The sequence below is a fragment of the Pseudomonas sp. SORGH_AS_0211 genome, from assembly GCF_031453455.1.
In the GTDB taxonomy this organism is placed as follows: domain Bacteria; phylum Pseudomonadota; class Gammaproteobacteria; order Pseudomonadales; family Pseudomonadaceae; genus Chryseomonas; species Chryseomonas aestiva.
Genome location: NZ_JAVIZV010000001.1, coordinates 4062981 through 4078970, shown reverse-complemented (window position 1 = coordinate 4078970; position 15990 = coordinate 4062981). Strand labels below are relative to the sequence as shown.

The 15990-nt window shown below is 66.1% G+C and carries 16 protein-coding genes; 8 read left to right on the top strand and 8 right to left on the bottom strand.

What is annotated here, in order from left to right; all coding sequences use genetic code 11:
• The first annotated feature begins 1 nt into the window (after position 1).
• Positions 2-193: a CsbD family protein gene (locus QE393_RS18880; RefSeq protein WP_007161448.1), complete on the top strand. Its 192-nt coding sequence runs from the start codon at positions 2-4 to the stop codon at positions 191-193.
• A 51-nt stretch (positions 194-244) separates the two neighbouring features.
• On the opposite strand, the gene QE393_RS18875 is transcribed toward QE393_RS18880, so the two are convergent.
• Positions 245-976, bottom strand: a complete 732-nt coding sequence (locus tag QE393_RS18875; protein ID WP_273806940.1) for a glutathione S-transferase — start codon at positions 974-976, stop codon at positions 245-247.
• Positions 977-1163: 187 nt separating this feature from the next.
• Here QE393_RS18875 and QE393_RS18870 point away from each other — a divergent pair, with 187 nt between their 5' ends.
• From QE393_RS18870 to QE393_RS18855, 4 genes are all read left to right on the top strand, one after another.
• Positions 1164-2240, top strand: coding sequence for a glycosyltransferase (locus tag QE393_RS18870; RefSeq protein ID WP_273806939.1), 1077 nt, complete (start codon positions 1164-1166; stop codon positions 2238-2240).
• A gap of 22 nt (positions 2241-2262) precedes the next feature.
• Positions 2263-3300, top strand: a complete 1038-nt coding sequence (locus QE393_RS18865) for a hypothetical protein (protein WP_310045012.1) — start codon at positions 2263-2265, stop codon at positions 3298-3300.
• Positions 3297-4139 carry a galactosyltransferase-related protein gene (locus QE393_RS18860; RefSeq protein WP_273806937.1) on the top strand — a complete coding sequence of 281 codons (843 nt, stop codon included), beginning with the start codon at positions 3297-3299 and terminating at the stop codon, positions 4137-4139. Before QE393_RS18865 ends, QE393_RS18860 begins: the two co-directional genes overlap by 4 nt.
• 126 nt (positions 4140-4265) lie before the next feature.
• Entirely contained in the window at positions 4266-5255 is a 990-nt protein-coding gene (locus tag QE393_RS18855) for a YihY/virulence factor BrkB family protein (RefSeq protein ID WP_273806935.1), read from the top strand.
• 235 nt (positions 5256-5490) lie between these two features.
• Here the strand turns inward: QE393_RS18855 and gpmA are convergent, their stop codons facing one another.
• The 3 genes from gpmA to QE393_RS18840 all read right to left on the bottom strand — a co-directional run bounded on the left by gpmA (position 5491) and on the right by QE393_RS18840 (position 7944).
• Entirely contained in the window at positions 5491-6237 is a 747-nt protein-coding gene (gene gpmA, locus QE393_RS18850) for a 2,3-diphosphoglycerate-dependent phosphoglycerate mutase (RefSeq protein WP_273806934.1), read from the bottom strand.
• Positions 6238-6365: 128 nt separating this feature from the next.
• On the bottom strand, positions 6366-6593 hold the full coding sequence (locus QE393_RS18845) for a hypothetical protein (RefSeq protein ID WP_059316634.1): 228 nt from the start codon (positions 6591-6593) through the stop codon (positions 6366-6368).
• A gap of 361 nt (positions 6594-6954) precedes the next feature.
• Positions 6955-7944: an aldo/keto reductase gene (locus tag QE393_RS18840; protein WP_273806932.1), complete on the bottom strand. Its 990-nt coding sequence runs from the start codon at positions 7942-7944 to the stop codon at positions 6955-6957.
• Positions 7945-8046: 102 nt separating this feature from the next.
• Between QE393_RS18840 and QE393_RS18835 the strand changes: the two genes are divergently transcribed.
• Positions 8047-8961, top strand: coding sequence for a LysR family transcriptional regulator (locus QE393_RS18835; protein WP_273806931.1), 915 nt, complete (start codon positions 8047-8049; stop codon positions 8959-8961).
• Positions 8962-8969: 8 nt separating this feature from the next.
• Here QE393_RS18835 and QE393_RS18830 read toward each other — a convergent pair whose 3' ends face one another.
• From QE393_RS18830 to QE393_RS18820, 3 genes are read right to left on the bottom strand one after another with little or no spacing between them, the layout of a single operon-like run.
• On the bottom strand, positions 8970-10313 hold the full coding sequence (locus tag QE393_RS18830; RefSeq protein WP_273806930.1) for a cytochrome c: 1344 nt from the start codon (positions 10311-10313) through the stop codon (positions 8970-8972).
• An 11-nt stretch (positions 10314-10324) separates the two neighbouring features.
• On the bottom strand, positions 10325-12112 hold the full coding sequence (locus QE393_RS18825) for a GMC family oxidoreductase (RefSeq protein ID WP_310045007.1): 1788 nt from the start codon (positions 12110-12112) through the stop codon (positions 10325-10327).
• Positions 12112-12843 (bottom strand): gluconate 2-dehydrogenase subunit 3 family protein, encoded by a 732-nt coding sequence (locus tag QE393_RS18820; RefSeq protein WP_310045006.1) that lies wholly within the window; start codon positions 12841-12843, stop codon positions 12112-12114. The genes QE393_RS18825 and QE393_RS18820 overlap by 1 nt, the downstream gene beginning before the upstream one ends.
• Before the next feature lie 563 nt (positions 12844-13406).
• Here QE393_RS18820 and gabP point away from each other — a divergent pair.
• Positions 13407-14795, top strand: a complete 1389-nt coding sequence (gene gabP, locus QE393_RS18815) for a GABA permease (RefSeq protein WP_273806927.1) — start codon at positions 13407-13409, stop codon at positions 14793-14795.
• A gap of 354 nt (positions 14796-15149) precedes the next feature.
• Positions 15150-15359: a DUF1127 domain-containing protein gene (locus QE393_RS18810; protein ID WP_133860393.1), complete on the top strand. Its 210-nt coding sequence runs from the start codon at positions 15150-15152 to the stop codon at positions 15357-15359.
• 125 nt (positions 15360-15484) lie between these two features.
• On the opposite strand, the gene QE393_RS18805 is transcribed toward QE393_RS18810, so the two are convergent.
• On the bottom strand, positions 15485-15712 hold the full coding sequence (locus QE393_RS18805; protein ID WP_273806926.1) for a hypothetical protein: 228 nt from the start codon (positions 15710-15712) through the stop codon (positions 15485-15487).
• Positions 15713-15990: the final 278 nt, after the last annotated feature.

Here is a 15990-nt window from a genome sequence, read left to right as displayed (position 1 = left end):
TATGAGCAGCACCAGCGACAAGATCAAGGGTACCGCCAAAGAAGTGGCCGGCAAGGTCAAGCAAGGCGTCGGCGAAGCCACCGACAACTCGCGCATGAAAGGTGAGGGTCGTGCCCAGGAAGCCGAAGGCAAACTGCAAAAGAACGTCGGCAAGGGCAAGGAAGCGGTCAAGAACACCATCGACCGCGCCTGAGTCCAGGCTGTACGGAAAAGGCCGCCCCAGGGCGGCCTTTTCTTTTGCCCGTCAGGCCGGATCCAGCTCCGGATAATGGCGGAAGATGCCGTTCTCGCTGAAGGCCAGGCGGCGCGGCGAGGCCAGGTAGGCGGCGATGTTGGGTAGCGCGGCCACCCGCTCGGCCACCGCCAGCACCCGGGGTATCTCCGGCGCCAGGCGCCGCATGGCGTTGGGGAAGGCATAGGTCAGGCCGGCCACCACCTGGAACAGCGACAGGTCGACATAGGAGCGACGCTCGCCCACCAGCCAGGTATCACCCGTCGGGTTGTAACCCAGCACGCGTTCGAAATAGCTCAGATAGGTACGGATCCGTTCCCCGGCAAAGGCCTTGGCCCGGCGCCGGGCTTCGTCCTGCTGCTCTTCGTAGGTCAGGAAGATGGCCACCGGATGATGGACATCGTGGGCCTCGGCGGTGAGATCGGTGATGGTCAGCTGCAGGCCGTGGACCCAGAAGCGGGATTCTTCATCGGCCGGTACCAGGTCCAGCCGTGGCCCGAGGAACTGCAGGATGTTGGCGACATGGGAGACGACCTCGTCGCCGGCCTTGAGAAAGGGCGGGGCGAAGGGCGGCCGACGGGTCTTCTGGCCTTGCAGGTAGTCCTCCATGGCGGGTATGCCCAGACCTTCGTCCTCCGGGGCATTGCCGACATCCAGATAGCGTGCGCCGGCCTCTTCGAGCGCCAGGCGGACGAATTCGCCACGGCCCTGGATGCTGGGCCAGTAGTGCAGTTCATAACGCATGGAAACCTCCGTCGTCTGCTGGGAATACGGGTCCAGAAAAGCTGACCCACGGCCCGCTGCGGAGGTTTGCCCACCACGCGGCTTTCACGACGAAGCGCACAACCAATTCCCGTCGCTGAGACTCCTATCAACCAGCGGCTCGCGATAAGGACGGTGGGATGACAGGCAACAGCAGGCGGAAGGTTCCATGCGCATAGGCATTCTCACCCACGTGAAACACCCGGTACGCCAGCCCTTCGCCGGCGGTCTCGAAGCCTTCACCTACGACATCACCCTGCAACTGCGCGAACGTGGCCACGCGGTGACGCTGTTCGCCAGCTCGGCCTCGGCGCCGGAGCTGGACGTGGTGCCCATCCTCGACGACGGCAACTACGGCGCGGACGGCTGTCGGCGCAAGCGCAACGTGCTCAGCTCCGAGTATCTCGACGAGCACCACGGCTATCTCGACTGCATGCAGCGCATCGATGGCCATGGCTTCGACGTCATCTTCAACAACGCCCTGCACTATGTGCCGGTGACCATGTCCGGCCTGATCCACACCCCCATGCTCACGGTGCTGCACACCCCGCCGTTCTTCGAGCTGATCAACGCCATCGGCGAATTGCACAGGCGCGGTGGCGGCCATTACTGCACCGTCTCCCAGGCCAATGCCGACAACTGGGCGCACCTCGCGCCGGCCTGTCACGTGATTCCCAACGGCATCGACCTCGACGCCTGGCGCCCGCGCGATACGCCGATCGGCGACCATGCCCTCTGGTTCGGCCGCCTGGTACCGGACAAGGGGCCGCACCTGGCGCTGGATGCCGCGCGCGAGGCCGGCGTGCCCCTGCGCCTGGCCGGCCAGGCCACCGACGAGCGCTATTTCCGCCAGGACATCGCGCCGCGCCTGGGGGACCAGGCCGTCTACCTCGGTCACCTGGACCGTACCGCCCTGGCGGCTGAAGTCGCCCAGGCCCGCGCCTGTCTGGTCACGCCCTGCTGGGACGAACCCTTCGGCCTGATCGTCGCCGAGGCCCTGGCGTGCGGCACACCGGTCGCCGCCTTTGCCCGCGGAGCCCTGCCGGAACTGCTCACCGCCGAGACCGGCGCCCTGGCTCCGCCGGGCGATGTGCCGGCCCTGGCGGCGGCCCTGCGCGAAGCCCTGTCGCTGTCCCGCGACGCCTGCCGGGCGCGGGCCGAGGCCCAGTGGAGCCATCGGCTGATGATCGACCGCTACGAGCGCCTGCTCGCCGATGTCGCCGCCGGCCGGGTGGCCCGTGGCTAGACCGCCCGTGACTAGACTGCCCGTGACTGAGCTGAACATCGGTTACTACGCCCACCATCAGGGCGCCGGCCACGTGACCCGCGCCCTGGCCATCGCCGCCGCTTTCGACGGCCCCTTGACCCTATTCGGCAGTCGCTTGCCCGAGCAGGTGGCACTGCCCAACGTCCGGCTCTGCCCGCTGCCACCCGACGTGGCCCCTGGCGTCGAGGGCGAAGCCTTCGCCTGCCTGCACTATGCGCCGCTGGGCGTGGCAGGATTGCGCGAGCGCATGGGCCTGCTGGTGGACTGGTTCCGCCGCGCCTGGCCCTGCCTGCTGGTGGTCGACGTCTCGGTGGAGGTGGCGCTGCTGGCCCGGCTGTGCGGCGTGCCGACGATCTACCTGCGCCAGCGCGGCAGTCGCTTCGATGCCGCCCACGAACTGGCCTACGCCAGTGCCAGTCGCCTGCTCGCGCCCTATCCGGAATGCCTGGAAGAGCCTGCCACCCCGGCTCCCTGGCGGGCCAAGACCTGCTATGCCGGCAGCCTGTCGCGCTATGCCGGGCAGCAGCCCGATCGCATGCGCGAACCCGGCACGGTCACGGTCATCGCCGGCCATGGCGGCACCGCCTTCGGTCGCGCGCGGCTGGTCGCGGCGGCCCGGGCCTGTCCCGACTGGCACTGGACGGTACTGGGTCCGGTGCTGGACGACGCCACCGAGGCACCGGCCAACCTGAGCTTCCTGGGCAGCGTCGCCGATCCCGCACCCTGGCTGACCCGCGCCGAGCTGGTGGTCGGCTCGGCAGGTGACAGCCTGGTGGCGGAACTGGCCGACCTGCGCTGTCGTTTCCTCTGTCTGCCGGATGCCAGACCCTTCGACGAGCAACTGTCCACCGGCCGCCTGCTGGCCGCGCAGGGCCTGGCGATCACCTGCGAAAGCTGGCCCGCCGTCGACGCCTGGCCGGAACTGCTGGCCAGGACCCGCGGGCTCGATCCCGAGCGCTGGATGGCGATAAGCGACGGCGCGGGTGCCCAGCGCGCCGCCGCCTGTATTCGGCAGGTCGCCCAGGAGGTGCTGGCATGATCGTCCTGACCCTGGTCAAAGGTCGCGAGCGGCAACTGGCCAATCTCATCCGTGGGCTGGAATTGGCACCGACGCCTCCGGCGGCCCTGGTGGTGGTGCAGATGAACGAGCCGCCGCGTGCGCTGCACAGCCCAGGCTTTCCGATTCAGGTACTTGCCGTGGAAGGCGACGGCATCCTGCCCCTGGCCGCCGCGCGCAATGCCGCTGTAACCGCCGCACCGGGCGAGGAACTGGTGTTTCTCGACGTGGACTGCATCCCCGCGCCCGGATTGCTCGCGGCCTATCGCCAGGCGCTGACCGCGCGCCCCGCGGCCCTGCACCAGGGCTTCGTCCACTACCTGCCGGCCGGCATCGCGGAAGGCGACTGGACCCCGGAGGAGCTGTTCGCCAGGGGTGTCGTCCATCCCCTTCACCGGGATCGTCCGCCGGGCGAGGCGATTCCCCATCCGCTGTTCTGGTCGCTCAACTTCGCCTGTACCCGCGCCACCTTCGGCCGCATCGGCGGCTTCGACGAGGGTTATCGCGGCTATGGCGGCGAGGACACCGACTTCGCCTTTCGCGCCCGCGAGGCGGGGGTATCCGTCTACCAGGCCGAGGCGCGCGCTTTCCATCAGTACCATCCGACCTATCACCCACCGCTCAACCATTTCGCCAGCATCCTGGAGAACGCCCGGCGCTTCCGGGCACGCTGGGGGCTCTGGCCCATGGATGGCTGGCTGCGCGAATTCGCCGCCGCCGGCTTCATCCGTTTCGATGAAAGCCGCGGGATAGAGGAACTCAGGACGCCCACGGCCGCCGAGATCGCCGCCTGCCGGGATGCCTCGGGCTCCGGCTTCTGACATCAGGGCGCAACCAACCCGGCTGCTGCCACTCTGAAGGTAGGGCGAACCTGCAAAGCCGCCGGGTGCAGGCCGAGCAGGTCCGCTCCAGGAATCCTTCGTGAGGAACGTTCGTCAGGAGCCGTTATGTCCTTGTTTGCCTTCAGCCTGCGCGGCGTTTCGCCGTTCACCCTCATCAAGCGTGCCGTCCAGGAATTCGTGGCCGACGACATGCCCACCTATGCAGCGGCACTGGCCTACCAGATGCTGTTTTCGCTGTTTCCCTTCCTGCTGTTCCTGATCGCCCTGATCGGCTTCCTGCACCTGCCGGACTTCTTCACCTTCCTGCGCGAACAGGCCGCCTACCTGCTGCCGCCCACCGCCCTGGATACGGTCAATCCCATCATCGACCAACTGCAGACGCAGAAGGGCGGCCTGCTGTCCTTCAGTATCATCATCGCCCTGTGGTCCGCTTCGGGTGGCTTCCGCTCGCTGATGACCGCCATGAACAGCGCCTATGACGTGGTGGAAAGCCGCCCGGCCTGGAAGCGCATTCCGCTGTCGGTACTGCACACCATCGGTCTCGCCGGGCTGCTGCTCAGCGCCGCCGCCCTCATGGTGCTGGGCCCTCAGGTGATGAACTGGCTGGCCGCCTATGTAGGGCTGGAAGACTACATGGTGACCCTCTGGGCGCTGATCCGCTGGCCGCTGGCGGTGTTCCTGCTGATGATCGCCGTGGCGGCGCTCTACTACGTCACCCCGGACGTGAAGCAGAGCTTCCGCTTCATCACCCCCGGCTCGGTGCTGGCGGTGGTGGTCTGGATCCTGGCGTCCCTGGGCTTTGGCTACTATGTGCAGAACTTCGCCAACTACAATGCCACCTACGGCAGCATCGGCGCCATCATCGTGCTGTTGCTGTACTTCTATCTGTCTTCAGCGGTGCTGCTGTTCGGCGCGGAAATCAATGCGGTGATCGAGCACCACAGCGACGACGGCAAGGAAAAGGGCGAGAAGACGCCAGGCGATGGTGGCGTGGAAGCCGACGAAGAGATTCAGGCGGGGCAGGAAGAGGGCGCCCAGCAAGAAGGCGTCTTGGGTGAAGCACGGGTGGTCCAGCGACCGAATGGCCACAACTGAAGAGGTAGGGTGGATAACGGCGCAGCCTTATCCACCGCTCATCGGCGACCCTAGTTGTGGAAAACGCCAGGCGGTTTTCCACTTTGCGGGTCTAGGCGTATGCCTCATCGCGGCCATGGCGGTCCGCCGATGCGGCCGCTCCTACGGCCAACCTATGTACCTGTAGGAGCGGCCCACGGCCGCGATCAGACGGCTACTCCCACGACTTCGTAGAAGCAGCCGCACCAAAAGCCTCTTACTTCGCCTTGCCCTGATTGGCCACCGCAGCCATCTTGGCGGCGACCTCGTCCGGGTCGGCCAGGTAGTAGTGCTTGGTGGGCTTGAGATTCTCGTCGAACTCGTACACCAGCGGCACGCCGTTGGGGATGTTGAGGCTGACGATGTCGCTGTCGGAGATGTTGTCCAGGTACTTGATCAGGGCACGCATGGAGTTGCCATGGGCGACTACCAGCACGCGCTGGCCGCTGCGAATGGCCGGGGCCAGGACTTCGTTCCAATAGGGCAGCACGCGCTCGACGCAATCCTTGAGGCACTCGGTGCGCGGCACCTGGTCCAGCGACAGACCGGCATAGCGCGGGTCGGCGGCCAGGGCCTGCTGCTCCTCGACGCTCTGCTCGGGCGGCGGGACGTCATAGCTGCGACGCCAGACCAGCACCTGCTCCTCGCCATACTTGGCGGCGGTCTCGGACTTGTTGAGGCCGGTCAGGCCACCATAGTGACGCTCGTTGAGGCGCCAGTCGCTCACGACCGGCAGCCACATCTGGTCCATGCCTTCCTGCACATGCCACAGGGTACGCACGGCGCGCTTGAGCACCGAGACATGGGCCACGTCGAAGAGGAAGCCGGCGTCCCTGAGCGCCTGACCGCCCTCGTGGGCCTCGCGGATCCCCTGTTCGGTCAGATCCACATCCGCCCAGCCACTGAAGCGGTTTTCCAGGTTCCACGCCGACTGGCCATGGCGGATGAATACGACTTGCGACATGCGACCTCCATCTTGGGATTCATTGTTTGGCTCACGCCTACGCGAAGCTGTGCCAAACATACCGCAGATGGAGGCTGCCGGCATGGGCATCACGGAAACCGTGATGCGTCCGGCACTCGCGTCGAACGTCAGGCCACCAGGGCGCGACGGGTACGTTCGATGACGCGTTCCAGCCCGGCCGCAGCATTGTACTGCTCGGGGTAGAGACGCTCGCTGCGACAGGCGACACCGCGCTCGTCGACCACGGTAAAGCTGAAACCGCCCTTGCGCGAAGCCGGGGTGGTGATGCATTGGAACGGTGCAAAGGCCGCTTGAAGGTGTTGCATGGCCGCGATGGCCTGATTTTGAATGTTCATCTGTCTATCCTTGGGACCCACGCTCAGTCGGCGCGGTGAAATAACTCCAGCAACCTCGTACCCATAACGGCCGACGGCTGAATCTCTGGCTGGAGGAAGGCAGCGTGTGGGCAAGATGCCCAGGCATGCAGGTAAGTACTTGGGAAGGCAGGCAACCGGCCGGGCACGAGATTCAGAGGCCAGGGCGGCAGATCCTGAGCAATCGAGGGATCGGTTTGATCTGGATGACGCTTGTTTCACGCTGTTACAGCGAGCGGAAAGGCGTCCAGCGATTGGGGTCAGCTTGGTACTAACTCGATCAAGCTAGCAGGATCGATGCCAACCGCGCAAGCCCGTCGGTCGGCGACGGGCCTGATGGTCACTAGCGCTCGACGAGCTGCATCCAGGCGGCGGGATAGCGCGTACCGGCCACCTGTTCCGGGGTAAACAGCCGAGCCAATTCGGCGCCCTCGGCCGCGCTCAACCGCACGTCGAGCGCGGCAAGATTCTCCTGCAGATAACGCCGTCGGCGCGTGCCGGGGATAGGGATGATGTCCTCGCCCTGTGTCAGCACCCAGGCCAGGGCCAGCTGGCCGGGCGTGACGCCCTTGGCGCTGGCCAGGGCGCGTACCCGCTCCACCCGTTCCAGGTTGTGCTGGAAATTCTCGCCCTGGAAGCGCGGACTCAGGCGACGATAGTCATCCGCGGCGAAATCCTCCGGTGACTTCAGGGCGCCGGTGAGAAAGCCGCGGCCGAGCGGGCTGTAGGCCACCAGGGCGACTCCCAGTTCGCGGCAGGTGGCGAGCACGCCGTGCTCCTGGGGATCGCGCGACCACAGCGAAAACTCGCTCTGCAGGGCCGCGATGGGATGGACCCGCTGGGCGCGGCTCAGGGTCGCGCTGGAGGCCTCGCTCAGCCCCAGGTAACGCACCTTGCCGGCCTGCACCAGCTCGGCCATGGCGCCAACCGTCTCTTCGATCGGCACCTCGGGATCGACCCGGTGCTGGTAGTAGAGATCGAGATGCTCGACGCCCAGCCGACGCAGGCTGCCCTCCAGCGCCTGACGCACGTATTCGGGCCGGCCATTCACCCCGCGGGTATTGGGATCTTCGCTGCGCACCAGGCCGAACTTGCTGGCCAGGAATACCTGCTCGCGGCGTCCGCGCAGGGCTCGGCCCAGCAATTCCTCGTTGTGATGGGGACCATAGGCATCGGCGGTATCCAGCAGGGTCACGCCGCGTTCCAGGGCTAGGTCCAGGGTGGCCAGGGCCTCGGTCTCGTCGGTGGCGCCATAGAACTCGCTCATGCCCATGCAGCCCAGCCCCATAGCGGATACCTGCGGGCCGTTGCGGCCCAGTTGTCGTTGCAGCATGACATTCGCTCCTTTCGTGAAAGACCGGTCCAGTCTCGCTATTGAGAGCCTGTGAACAAAGCTGCTATCAAGACAGGCAGTATTCGATGGGATTGAAGAATCTTGGACCGATTGACAGCCATGCGCGGCTTCGTGCGTATCGTCGAGCGCCGCTCCTTCAGCCGTGCCGCCGCCGATCTCGGCCTGTCACCCGCAATGGCGACCCTGCTGGTGCAGCAGCTGGAAGCCCATCTGGGAGTAACGCTGCTGCATCGCACCACCCGCCGGGTCAGCCCGACCCTGGACGGCGCCGCCTACTACGAGCGCTGCGTCGGCTGGCTGGCCGAGCTGGACGATATCGAGGGCGCCTTCAGCCAGCGACGGCGCCAGCCACGCGGTCGACTGCGCGTCGATCTGCCCGGTGCCCTGGGGCGGGCGCTGGTGATTCCGGGGCTGCCGGACTTCTGCCGCCGCTATCCGGAGCTGGAGCTGGTCGTCAGCGCCGATGATCGACCGGTGGACGTGATCGGCGAGGGCATCGACTGCGTGCTGCGCAGTGGACCCCTGCTCGACGAGGGCCTGGCCGCCCAGGCGCTGGGCGAGCTGGTGCAGGTGACCTGTGCCAGTCCGGACTATCTGGCGCACCAGGGCCGGCCGGACAGCCTCGCGGACCTCGCCCAGCACCAGCTGGTGCATTATCGCTCCCAGCGCAGCGGTCGTCGGCTGCCCTTCGAATTCCGGCGCGAGGGTGAGCTGCACTGCCTGGATCAACCCGGACGCCTGACCCTCAGCGGCGCCGACGTCTATGTCGGTGCCGCCCTGGCCGGGCTGGGCCTGATCCAGGTGCCGCGCTATCACGTGGCAGCGGACCTGGCGGCCGGCCGGCTGTGCGAAGTCCTGCCCGACCAGCCACCGCCGGACTTGCCGCTGGCGGCGGTCTACCCCCTGGCCAGCCAGACCTCACCGCGGGTACGCGCCTGGGTCGAGTGGCTGGATGAGGTGTTCGCCGCGGTCGATCCGGCCTGGTTGCGCCGCTGACGCGACCGCTATCGACCCGCTTCGCGCGGCTCTGGCTGACCATGACCAAAGGCCTGGCCCAGGTCATCGCCCGAGGTGGTGCGGTTGTCGTCGGTACGCCACTTGGCGACCTCGGCGGCGCTGACCGGGGCGGCGTCGTTGCCCCAACTGGCGCGGATGAAGCTGACCACGTCGGCCACCTGGGCATCGTTCAGGCGCCAGCCGAAGGGCGGCATGACGATCATCGACGGCGCGGTGTGCAGGCCGGGCAGGGTGCCGCCCTTGAGCACGATGTTGATCAGCGAACTGGCATCCGCGGTACGCAGCACCGGATTGCCGGCCAGTGCCGGGAACACCCGGTCGTAACCCTGGCCATCGGTGCGGTGGCAGGCGGCGCAGTTGTCCACATAGACCTGGGCGCCACGAGCGCTGTCATCGCCGCGCCAGAGCGCCGCGGCGGCACGCCCGTCGGCCTGGAAGGGCGCATCGTGCGGATCCCTGGCCGGCAGGGTCTTGAGGTAACGGGCGATGGCCTGCAGATCGGCGTCGCTCAGGTACTGCAGGCTGTGCTGCACCACCTCGGTCATGCCGCCGAACACGGCGCTGTCGGCGGAGCGCCCGGTCTTGAGGAATTGCACCAGCTGCGCTTCGCTCCAGCGACCCAGGCCGTCGCGCTGGTCGCCGCGCAGATTCTTGGCGATCCAGCCTTCCAGGGGCGCGCTGCCGGCCAGGAAATCCTTGCCATCGGCGGGCGAGAGGGCCTTTTCCTGCATGGTGAAGGCGCGTGGCGTGTGGCAGGCGCCGCAGTGGCCGAGGCCTTCCACCAGGTAGGCGCCGCGAGCCACCACCGGGTCCTGGTCCGGGGCCGGCTGGAATTGCACCACCTCGGGCGCGAACAGCTGGCGCCAGATCGCCAGGGGCCAGCGCATGGACAGCGGCCAGGGGATGTCGCTATCGCGATTGGCCTGCTCGACCGGCGCCACGCCGTGCATGAAGTAGGCATAGAGGGCGCGCATGTCGCCCTCGCTGACCCGGGCATAGGAGGGGTAGGGCATGGCCGGATAGAGGGTATGACCCTCCTTGGCGATACCCTGGCGGATGGCGGCATCGAAGTCGGCATAGCTGTAGGCGCCGATGCCGGTCTGCCGATCCGGGGTGATGTTGGTGGAATAGAGGGTGCCGATGGGCGTCTGCATGGGCAGGCCGCCGGCGAAGGGCTGGCCGCCCGGCGCCGTGTGGCAGGCCACGCAGTCGCCGGCCCGGGCCAGGTATTCGCCTTGCTTGACCAGCGCCGGATCGGCGTCTTCGGCGGCCTGGGCCGTCAGCGTCAGGCCGGCGCCCAGCAGCAGGGTCGCGAGGGTACGGAAGATCATGGGCGCGCCTCTCATGCCTGCACCAGCGGGCCTGGATTCTTCAGGTACTGCTCGCGGATGGCCCGCGCCGACCAGTAGGTCAGGGCCGCCACCAGGCCGGTGGGGTTGTAGCCCAGACCCTGGGGAAAGGCCGAGGCGCCCGGCACGAAGACGTTGTGCACGTCCCAGCTCTGCAGGTAGCGATTGACCGCGCTGGTCTTGGGGTCGGTGCCCATGATGGCGCCACCGTTGAGGTGGGTGGTCTGGTAGCTGGCGGTGTTGAAGTGACCGCCGAAGTCCTTGACCGAGACGCTGATGTGCTCGGGGCTCATGGCCTCGGCGATCTTCCTCATCTTGGCGGCCATGAAGCGGGTCATGCGGATGTCGTTGTCCTTCCAGTCGAAGGTCATGCGCAGCAGCGGCTGGCCATAGGCGTCACGGTAGGTGGGGTCCAGGTCCAGGTAGTTGTCGCGATAGGACTGGTGCGCACCGTGGGCGTCCATCGACAGCTGATGGTTGTAGTAGCCAGCCTGGGCCTTTTTCCAGGCGCTGCCCCACTGCGGCGTGCCGGGCGGATTGGCCGCCCCGGCGATGGGCCGGGTGCCGGCCTGGTTGACCCACATGGGCGAGCCGCCGACGAAGCCGTGCGGACCGTGGTCGAAGTTGTCGGCGTTGAAGTCGTCCACCGCCACGCCATTGCCACCGGCGCCGATGAAGGGATTGGTGTGGTGCTGGTCCTGGCGGAAGAAGGCCTTGATGGTGGCCATGTTCTGGTAGGCGAAGTTGCGCCCGACCACACCCTCGCCGGTCTTGGGGTCATAGGGCTGGCCGATGCCCGACAGCAGCAGCAGGCGCACGTTGTTGAACTGGAAGGCGGCGAGGATGACGATGTCGGCCGGCTGCTCCAGCTCCTGGCCCTGGGCATCCAGGTAGGTCACCCCGGTGGCCTTCTTGCCGGTGCTGTCGAGATTGACCCTGAGCACATGGGCCTGGCTGCGCAACTCGAAGCGCGGCTCCTGCTTGAGCGCCGGCAGGATATTGAGATTCGGCGAGGCCTTGGAATACATGTAGCAGACGTAGCCGCTGCAGTAGCCGCAGAAGTTGCAGGGGCCCATCTGGCATCCATAGGGATTGGTGTAGGGCCCCGAGGTGTTGGCCGAGGGCAGGTTGTAGGGGTGATAGCCCACGTCCCGCGCGGCCTTTTCGAACAGTTGCGCCGAGACGGTGTTCTTTTGCGCCGGCAATGGGAAGTCGCTGGAGCGATCCGCGGCATAGGGGTTGCCGCCCTTGCCGTCGCCTACGACCTGGCCCTTGACGCTCCAAGCGGTGCCCGAGGTGCCAAAGACCTTTTCGGCGAAGTCGAAGTAGGGCTCCAGCTCGCTGTAGCTGACGCCGAAGTCCTGGATGGTCATGCCGTCGGGGATGAATTTCCTGCCGTAGCGCTCTTCATAGTGACTGCGCAGGCGCAACTCCACCGGATCGACGCGGAAGTGCACGCCCGACCAGTGCAGGCCGGCGCCGCCCACGCCATCGCCGGGCAGGAAGACACCGAGCTGGCGGTTGGGCAGGGCGACGTCGTTGACGTTGTGGCGGATGGTGACGGTTTCCTTGGAGACATCGACGAACAGCTTCTTGCGGATGCTGTAGGTGAGTTCGTCGATCACCTGTGGGTAGGAGCCGTCGGGATAGGTGTCGCGGTAGCTGCCGCGTTCCAGGGCCACCACGTCCAGGCCGGCCTCGGTCAGTTCCTTGGCCATGATGGCGCCGGTCCAGCCGAAACCGACGATCACTACCTGCTTGCTGGGCAATACCTTGGCCATCAACCGCGCTCCCCGCGAATGGAGACCGGCGGCAGCGGATAGCGCTCGTCGCGCTCCACCCAGTCCATGAAGTCGGCGCGGGCGCCGGGAAAATTCACCAGCTTCCAGCCGACCAGCTGCTTGTTGCCGCCATGCAGCGGATCGCAATAGAAGCCCTCCTTGGTGTTCTGCAGCAGCTGGGCGAAGAACAGCCTGGCCGGCACGCCCTCGAGCGCGGCGTCACCGCCTTCCAGGGCCTCGAGGGCCGCGTCCTGCTCGGCGGGTGCCAGCTCGGCGAAGACCTTGCCGTGCTGCTGACGGGTCCAGCGATCCACCGCGGCGATGCCCAGTCGATAGAGGTCCTGGGGTACCAGGCGACTCTGGTAGCCCATCTCCGGTGCGGCATCGACGGCGAAGGGACCCTGCATGTACCAGAGGCCGCCGCGGGCATAGGCGGTCTGCATCTGCCGGTCAATGAATTCCGGCGCGCCGGCTTCCAGCGCGCCCGGGCCGAGTTCGTCCGCTGGAATCAGCCGGGCCACCGCGGCCTGCACGAAGGCCCATTCCTCGGCGGTGAAGAACACCGGTTGATAGTGGTCGGCGCGCGGACTGCTGCCCGGCTTGCTTTCCGGGGTGGATGCGGCGAGGGCTAGGCCCGCGGGGGCACCGCCCGCCAGGGCAACCACGGGAATCAGGCTCAGGGACTTGCGCAGGAAGTCGCGGCGGGCCGGGACGGAATCGTCTGCGGACATGGTCGGGGTCTCATCAGGTGCCCGACGTGAAACCGCAGGGCTTATGGTTAGCTAGCTAATATGTTGGAATATTACCAATATCCACTGGCCGCGGTTACATTTTGTCGCAGGTGTGCAGAGGCCACGCAGCCCGGCAAGTTCCCTCGCTCCTGTCGCGACGTAAAAAGCGTGCAGGGCGCGGCCTCGGATGATCCTGGTGCGACGACGACCGGTCGCGACGCTCCAGGCACGGCGATCTTTCCGCTGTGGGCGGCATTTCCGGCCGCGCGGAGCGGGACGCTGGCACTCAGGTCCCGCCTGAGTTACCTAAGGTTCCACCTTTGCGAGCACCATAAGAGTGCAAGTTGCACAAGGTGATACCTAACGAAGCAGGCCGATCAGACTTGCGCGCTTAAAAGAAATCACTTTGCACATCAGATGGTTAGTGCGATAGCTCGGTGGAACGCCGCTTTTTCGCCGCTTCCCGCGAGGCATTGCACCCTTTGAGTTCATTTTGTGCCGATTTCAGCGGGGATGGCGCGCAAGTTGCACTTGGGAGGCTTTCCGTTGTCAGGTAACACCTTATGTCCAACGTAGAATGCAACCTTTCTCCGGCGCTCAAACCGCGCCACGTGACCATGTTGTCCATTGCCGGGGTAATCGGTGCCGGTCTGTTCGTCGGCTCCGGTCATGCCATCGCCGCGGCCGGTCCGGCCGTACTGCTGGCCTATGCCCTGGCCGGCACCCTGGTGGTGCTGGTCATGCGCATGCTGGGTGAAATGGCCGTCGCCTCGCCCGATACCGGTTCCTTTTCTTCTTATGCGCAGCAGGGCATCGGTCGCTGGGCCGGCTTTACCATCGGCTGGCTGTACTGGTGGTTCTGGGTGCTGGTGATTCCGCTGGAGGCGGTGGCCGCCGCGGCCATCCTCAGTGCCTGGTTCCCGGCGATCGCCACCTGGCAGTTCGCCCTGATCATCACCGGCATCCTGACCGTGACCAACCTGTTCAGCGTCGCCAAGTACGGCGAGTTCGAATTCTGGTTCGCCCTGCTCAAGGTCATCGCCATCGTCGCCTTCATCGCCCTGGGCGCGGCAGCCCTGGTCGGCGCCCTGCCGGGTCGCGAGGTCAGTGGCCTGAGCAACCTGATGGCCCATACCGGCGGCTTCATGCCCAATGGCTTCGGCGCGGTGCTGGGCGCCCTGCTGACCACCATGTTCAGCTTCATGGGGACCGAGATCGTCACCATCGCCGCCGCCGAGTCCAAGGACCCGTCGCGGCAGATCAGCAGGGCCACCAACTCGGTGATCTGGCGGATCGCGCTGTTCTATCTGGTCTCCATCTTCCTGGTGGTGTCCATGGTGCCCTGGAACGATGCCCAGCTGCCGCTGGTGGGTTCCTATCAGCGTGCCCTGGAGATCCTGTCGATCCCCAACGCCAAGCTGATCGTCGACTGCGTGGTGCTGGTCGCCGTGGCCAGCTGCCTGAACTCGGCGCTCTATACCGCGTCGCGCATGCTCTATTCCCTGGCTCGCCGTGGCGATGCCCCGGCCAAGCTGGGGCGCGCCTCCAGCAGCGGTGTACCGCGGGCCGCGGTGCTGGCCAGCACGGCGGTGGGCTTCCTCACCACCATCGCCAACTACACCATGCCCGAGGCGGTGTTCAGCTTCCTGCTGTCCACCTCCGGCGCCGTGGCCCTGCTGGTCTACCTGGTGATCGCCGTGACCCAGCTGCGCCTGAGACGCAAGCTGATGGCCCGCGGCGAGCACCTGGAATTCCGCATGTGGCTGTTCCCCTGGCTGACCTGGGCGGTGATCGTCTTCATCGTCGGCGCCCTGACCGTGATGCTGTTCAGCGACGCTCATCGCTTCGAGATCCTGGCGACCGGTCTGCTGGCACTGGTGGTCGTGGCCATCGGCACCTGGGTCGGCCGTCGCCAGCCCGCTACGCCGAATCTGGCTGCCGCCGCACGTTGATCGCGAGAAGCTTCCGACGTCGCCAGGCGTTGGGAGCGCTCCTTTCTGGAGCACGAAGGCATTTCCAGGCTGGACAGCAGGTGCGGTAACAGGTAGAACAGCACTCCTGTTTTGTTGGCTCGCGGCCAACTGTACAGCTCTTATCTTCGCGATGTTCCCTCTGGTAACCAAATTTTGCACTGCAATGGTGCAAGACGTTACAGAATGACCCAAATTGCAGCAGTACAGTTGCAATTGTGTGCAAGGTGATCCGCGATCCTTTCCCTGTACTGTTACTGGTGGTAGCACTCGTCCGGCGAGACAATGGCGCCATTCGATGACCAGTACCCGTCACAAGCGGGAAGGAAAGCCACCATGGAACGCACCTTCAGTTCCTCGCTGTACAACGCCAAGCCCAGCACCCGTGTTCCCGCTGCCCTGCGCGTTATCTCCACCCTGTCCACCTGGCAGCGTCGCATCGCCAGCCGCAATGAACTGGCCCGGCTGGATACCCGTATGCTGGCTGACGCCGGTATCACCGAGGCCCAGCGCTACCAGGAAATGCACAAGCCGTTCTGGCGCTAAGCCCGGCAGCTGCACAGTTTCCACAGACCCCGCTTCGGCGGGGTTTGTTTTGTCTGCCGTCCGGACAGCGGACAGCAAAAAGCCCCGGCATGCCGGGGCTTTTCGTTACCGCCAGGGGTGGGCGGTTACTGCATGTTGTTCTGGTTGCGGGCGTCGACCTTGTTGGGCTTGTCGCTCTTGAAGGGCACCTCGGCAGCGCCGTCGGCACCCCCTTTGACGGTAGTCTTGCCCGGCACCTCGGTGGTGGCGGCGCCATTGACGGCCGTGGCGCTCTTGGAGGGATCAGCCGCGAAGACACCCGTGGCCATCGACAGCATCACAGCAGCGGTAGAGGTGATCAGCAGCTTTTTCATGAGTTCGGCCTCGTCGAAATGAACCTGTGTATCCGATGGGGCCCGCAGCGGAAGGGCGGCGGGCATCAGCTGCAGACGGACAGGTCCACAGCGCACATCTCAGTTGACTGCCGCCCGGAATGCCGGGTTCCAGGGCATTTGTGAACATTTGTGGGTAAGTCGCCGCTCCGGTAGCAGGCGTTTGCACCTGGCCCTCGGTGTAGCGCTTCCCAAGTGGCGTCAGGCACCTGACAATTCGTCAGACGAACCCCCTGCGGCGCGCGTGGTCAGTTCGCAGA

Coding starts and splice junctions, on each gene's coding strand:
- QE393_RS18845 (WP_059316634.1), bottom strand. CDS start 6,593: ATGAACATTCAAAATCAGGCCATCGCGGCCATGCAACACCTTCAAGCG.
- QE393_RS18855 (WP_273806935.1), top strand. CDS start 4,266: ATGTCCTTGTTTGCCTTCAGCCTGCGCGGCGTTTCGCCGTTCACCCTC.
- QE393_RS18880 (WP_007161448.1), top strand. CDS start 2: ATGAGCAGCACCAGCGACAAGATCAAGGGTACCGCCAAAGAAGTGGCC.
- gabP (WP_273806927.1), top strand. CDS start 13,407: ATGTCCAACGTAGAATGCAACCTTTCTCCGGCGCTCAAACCGCGCCAC.
- gpmA (WP_273806934.1), bottom strand. CDS start 6,237: ATGTCGCAAGTCGTATTCATCCGCCATGGCCAGTCGGCGTGGAACCTG.
- QE393_RS18840 (WP_273806932.1), bottom strand. CDS start 7,944: ATGCTGCAACGACAACTGGGCCGCAACGGCCCGCAGGTATCCGCTATG.
- QE393_RS18870 (WP_273806939.1), top strand. CDS start 1,164: ATGCGCATAGGCATTCTCACCCACGTGAAACACCCGGTACGCCAGCCC.
- QE393_RS18820 (WP_310045006.1), bottom strand. CDS start 12,843: ATGTCCGCAGACGATTCCGTCCCGGCCCGCCGCGACTTCCTGCGCAAG.
- QE393_RS18810 (WP_133860393.1), top strand. CDS start 15,150: ATGGAACGCACCTTCAGTTCCTCGCTGTACAACGCCAAGCCCAGCACC.
- QE393_RS18825 (WP_310045007.1), bottom strand. CDS start 12,112: ATGGCCAAGGTATTGCCCAGCAAGCAGGTAGTGATCGTCGGTTTCGGC.
- QE393_RS18860 (WP_273806937.1), top strand. CDS start 3,297: ATGATCGTCCTGACCCTGGTCAAAGGTCGCGAGCGGCAACTGGCCAAT.
- QE393_RS18805 (WP_273806926.1), bottom strand. CDS start 15,712: ATGAAAAAGCTGCTGATCACCTCTACCGCTGCTGTGATGCTGTCGATG.
- QE393_RS18875 (WP_273806940.1), bottom strand. CDS start 976: ATGCGTTATGAACTGCACTACTGGCCCAGCATCCAGGGCCGTGGCGAA.
- QE393_RS18830 (WP_273806930.1), bottom strand. CDS start 10,313: ATGATCTTCCGTACCCTCGCGACCCTGCTGCTGGGCGCCGGCCTGACG.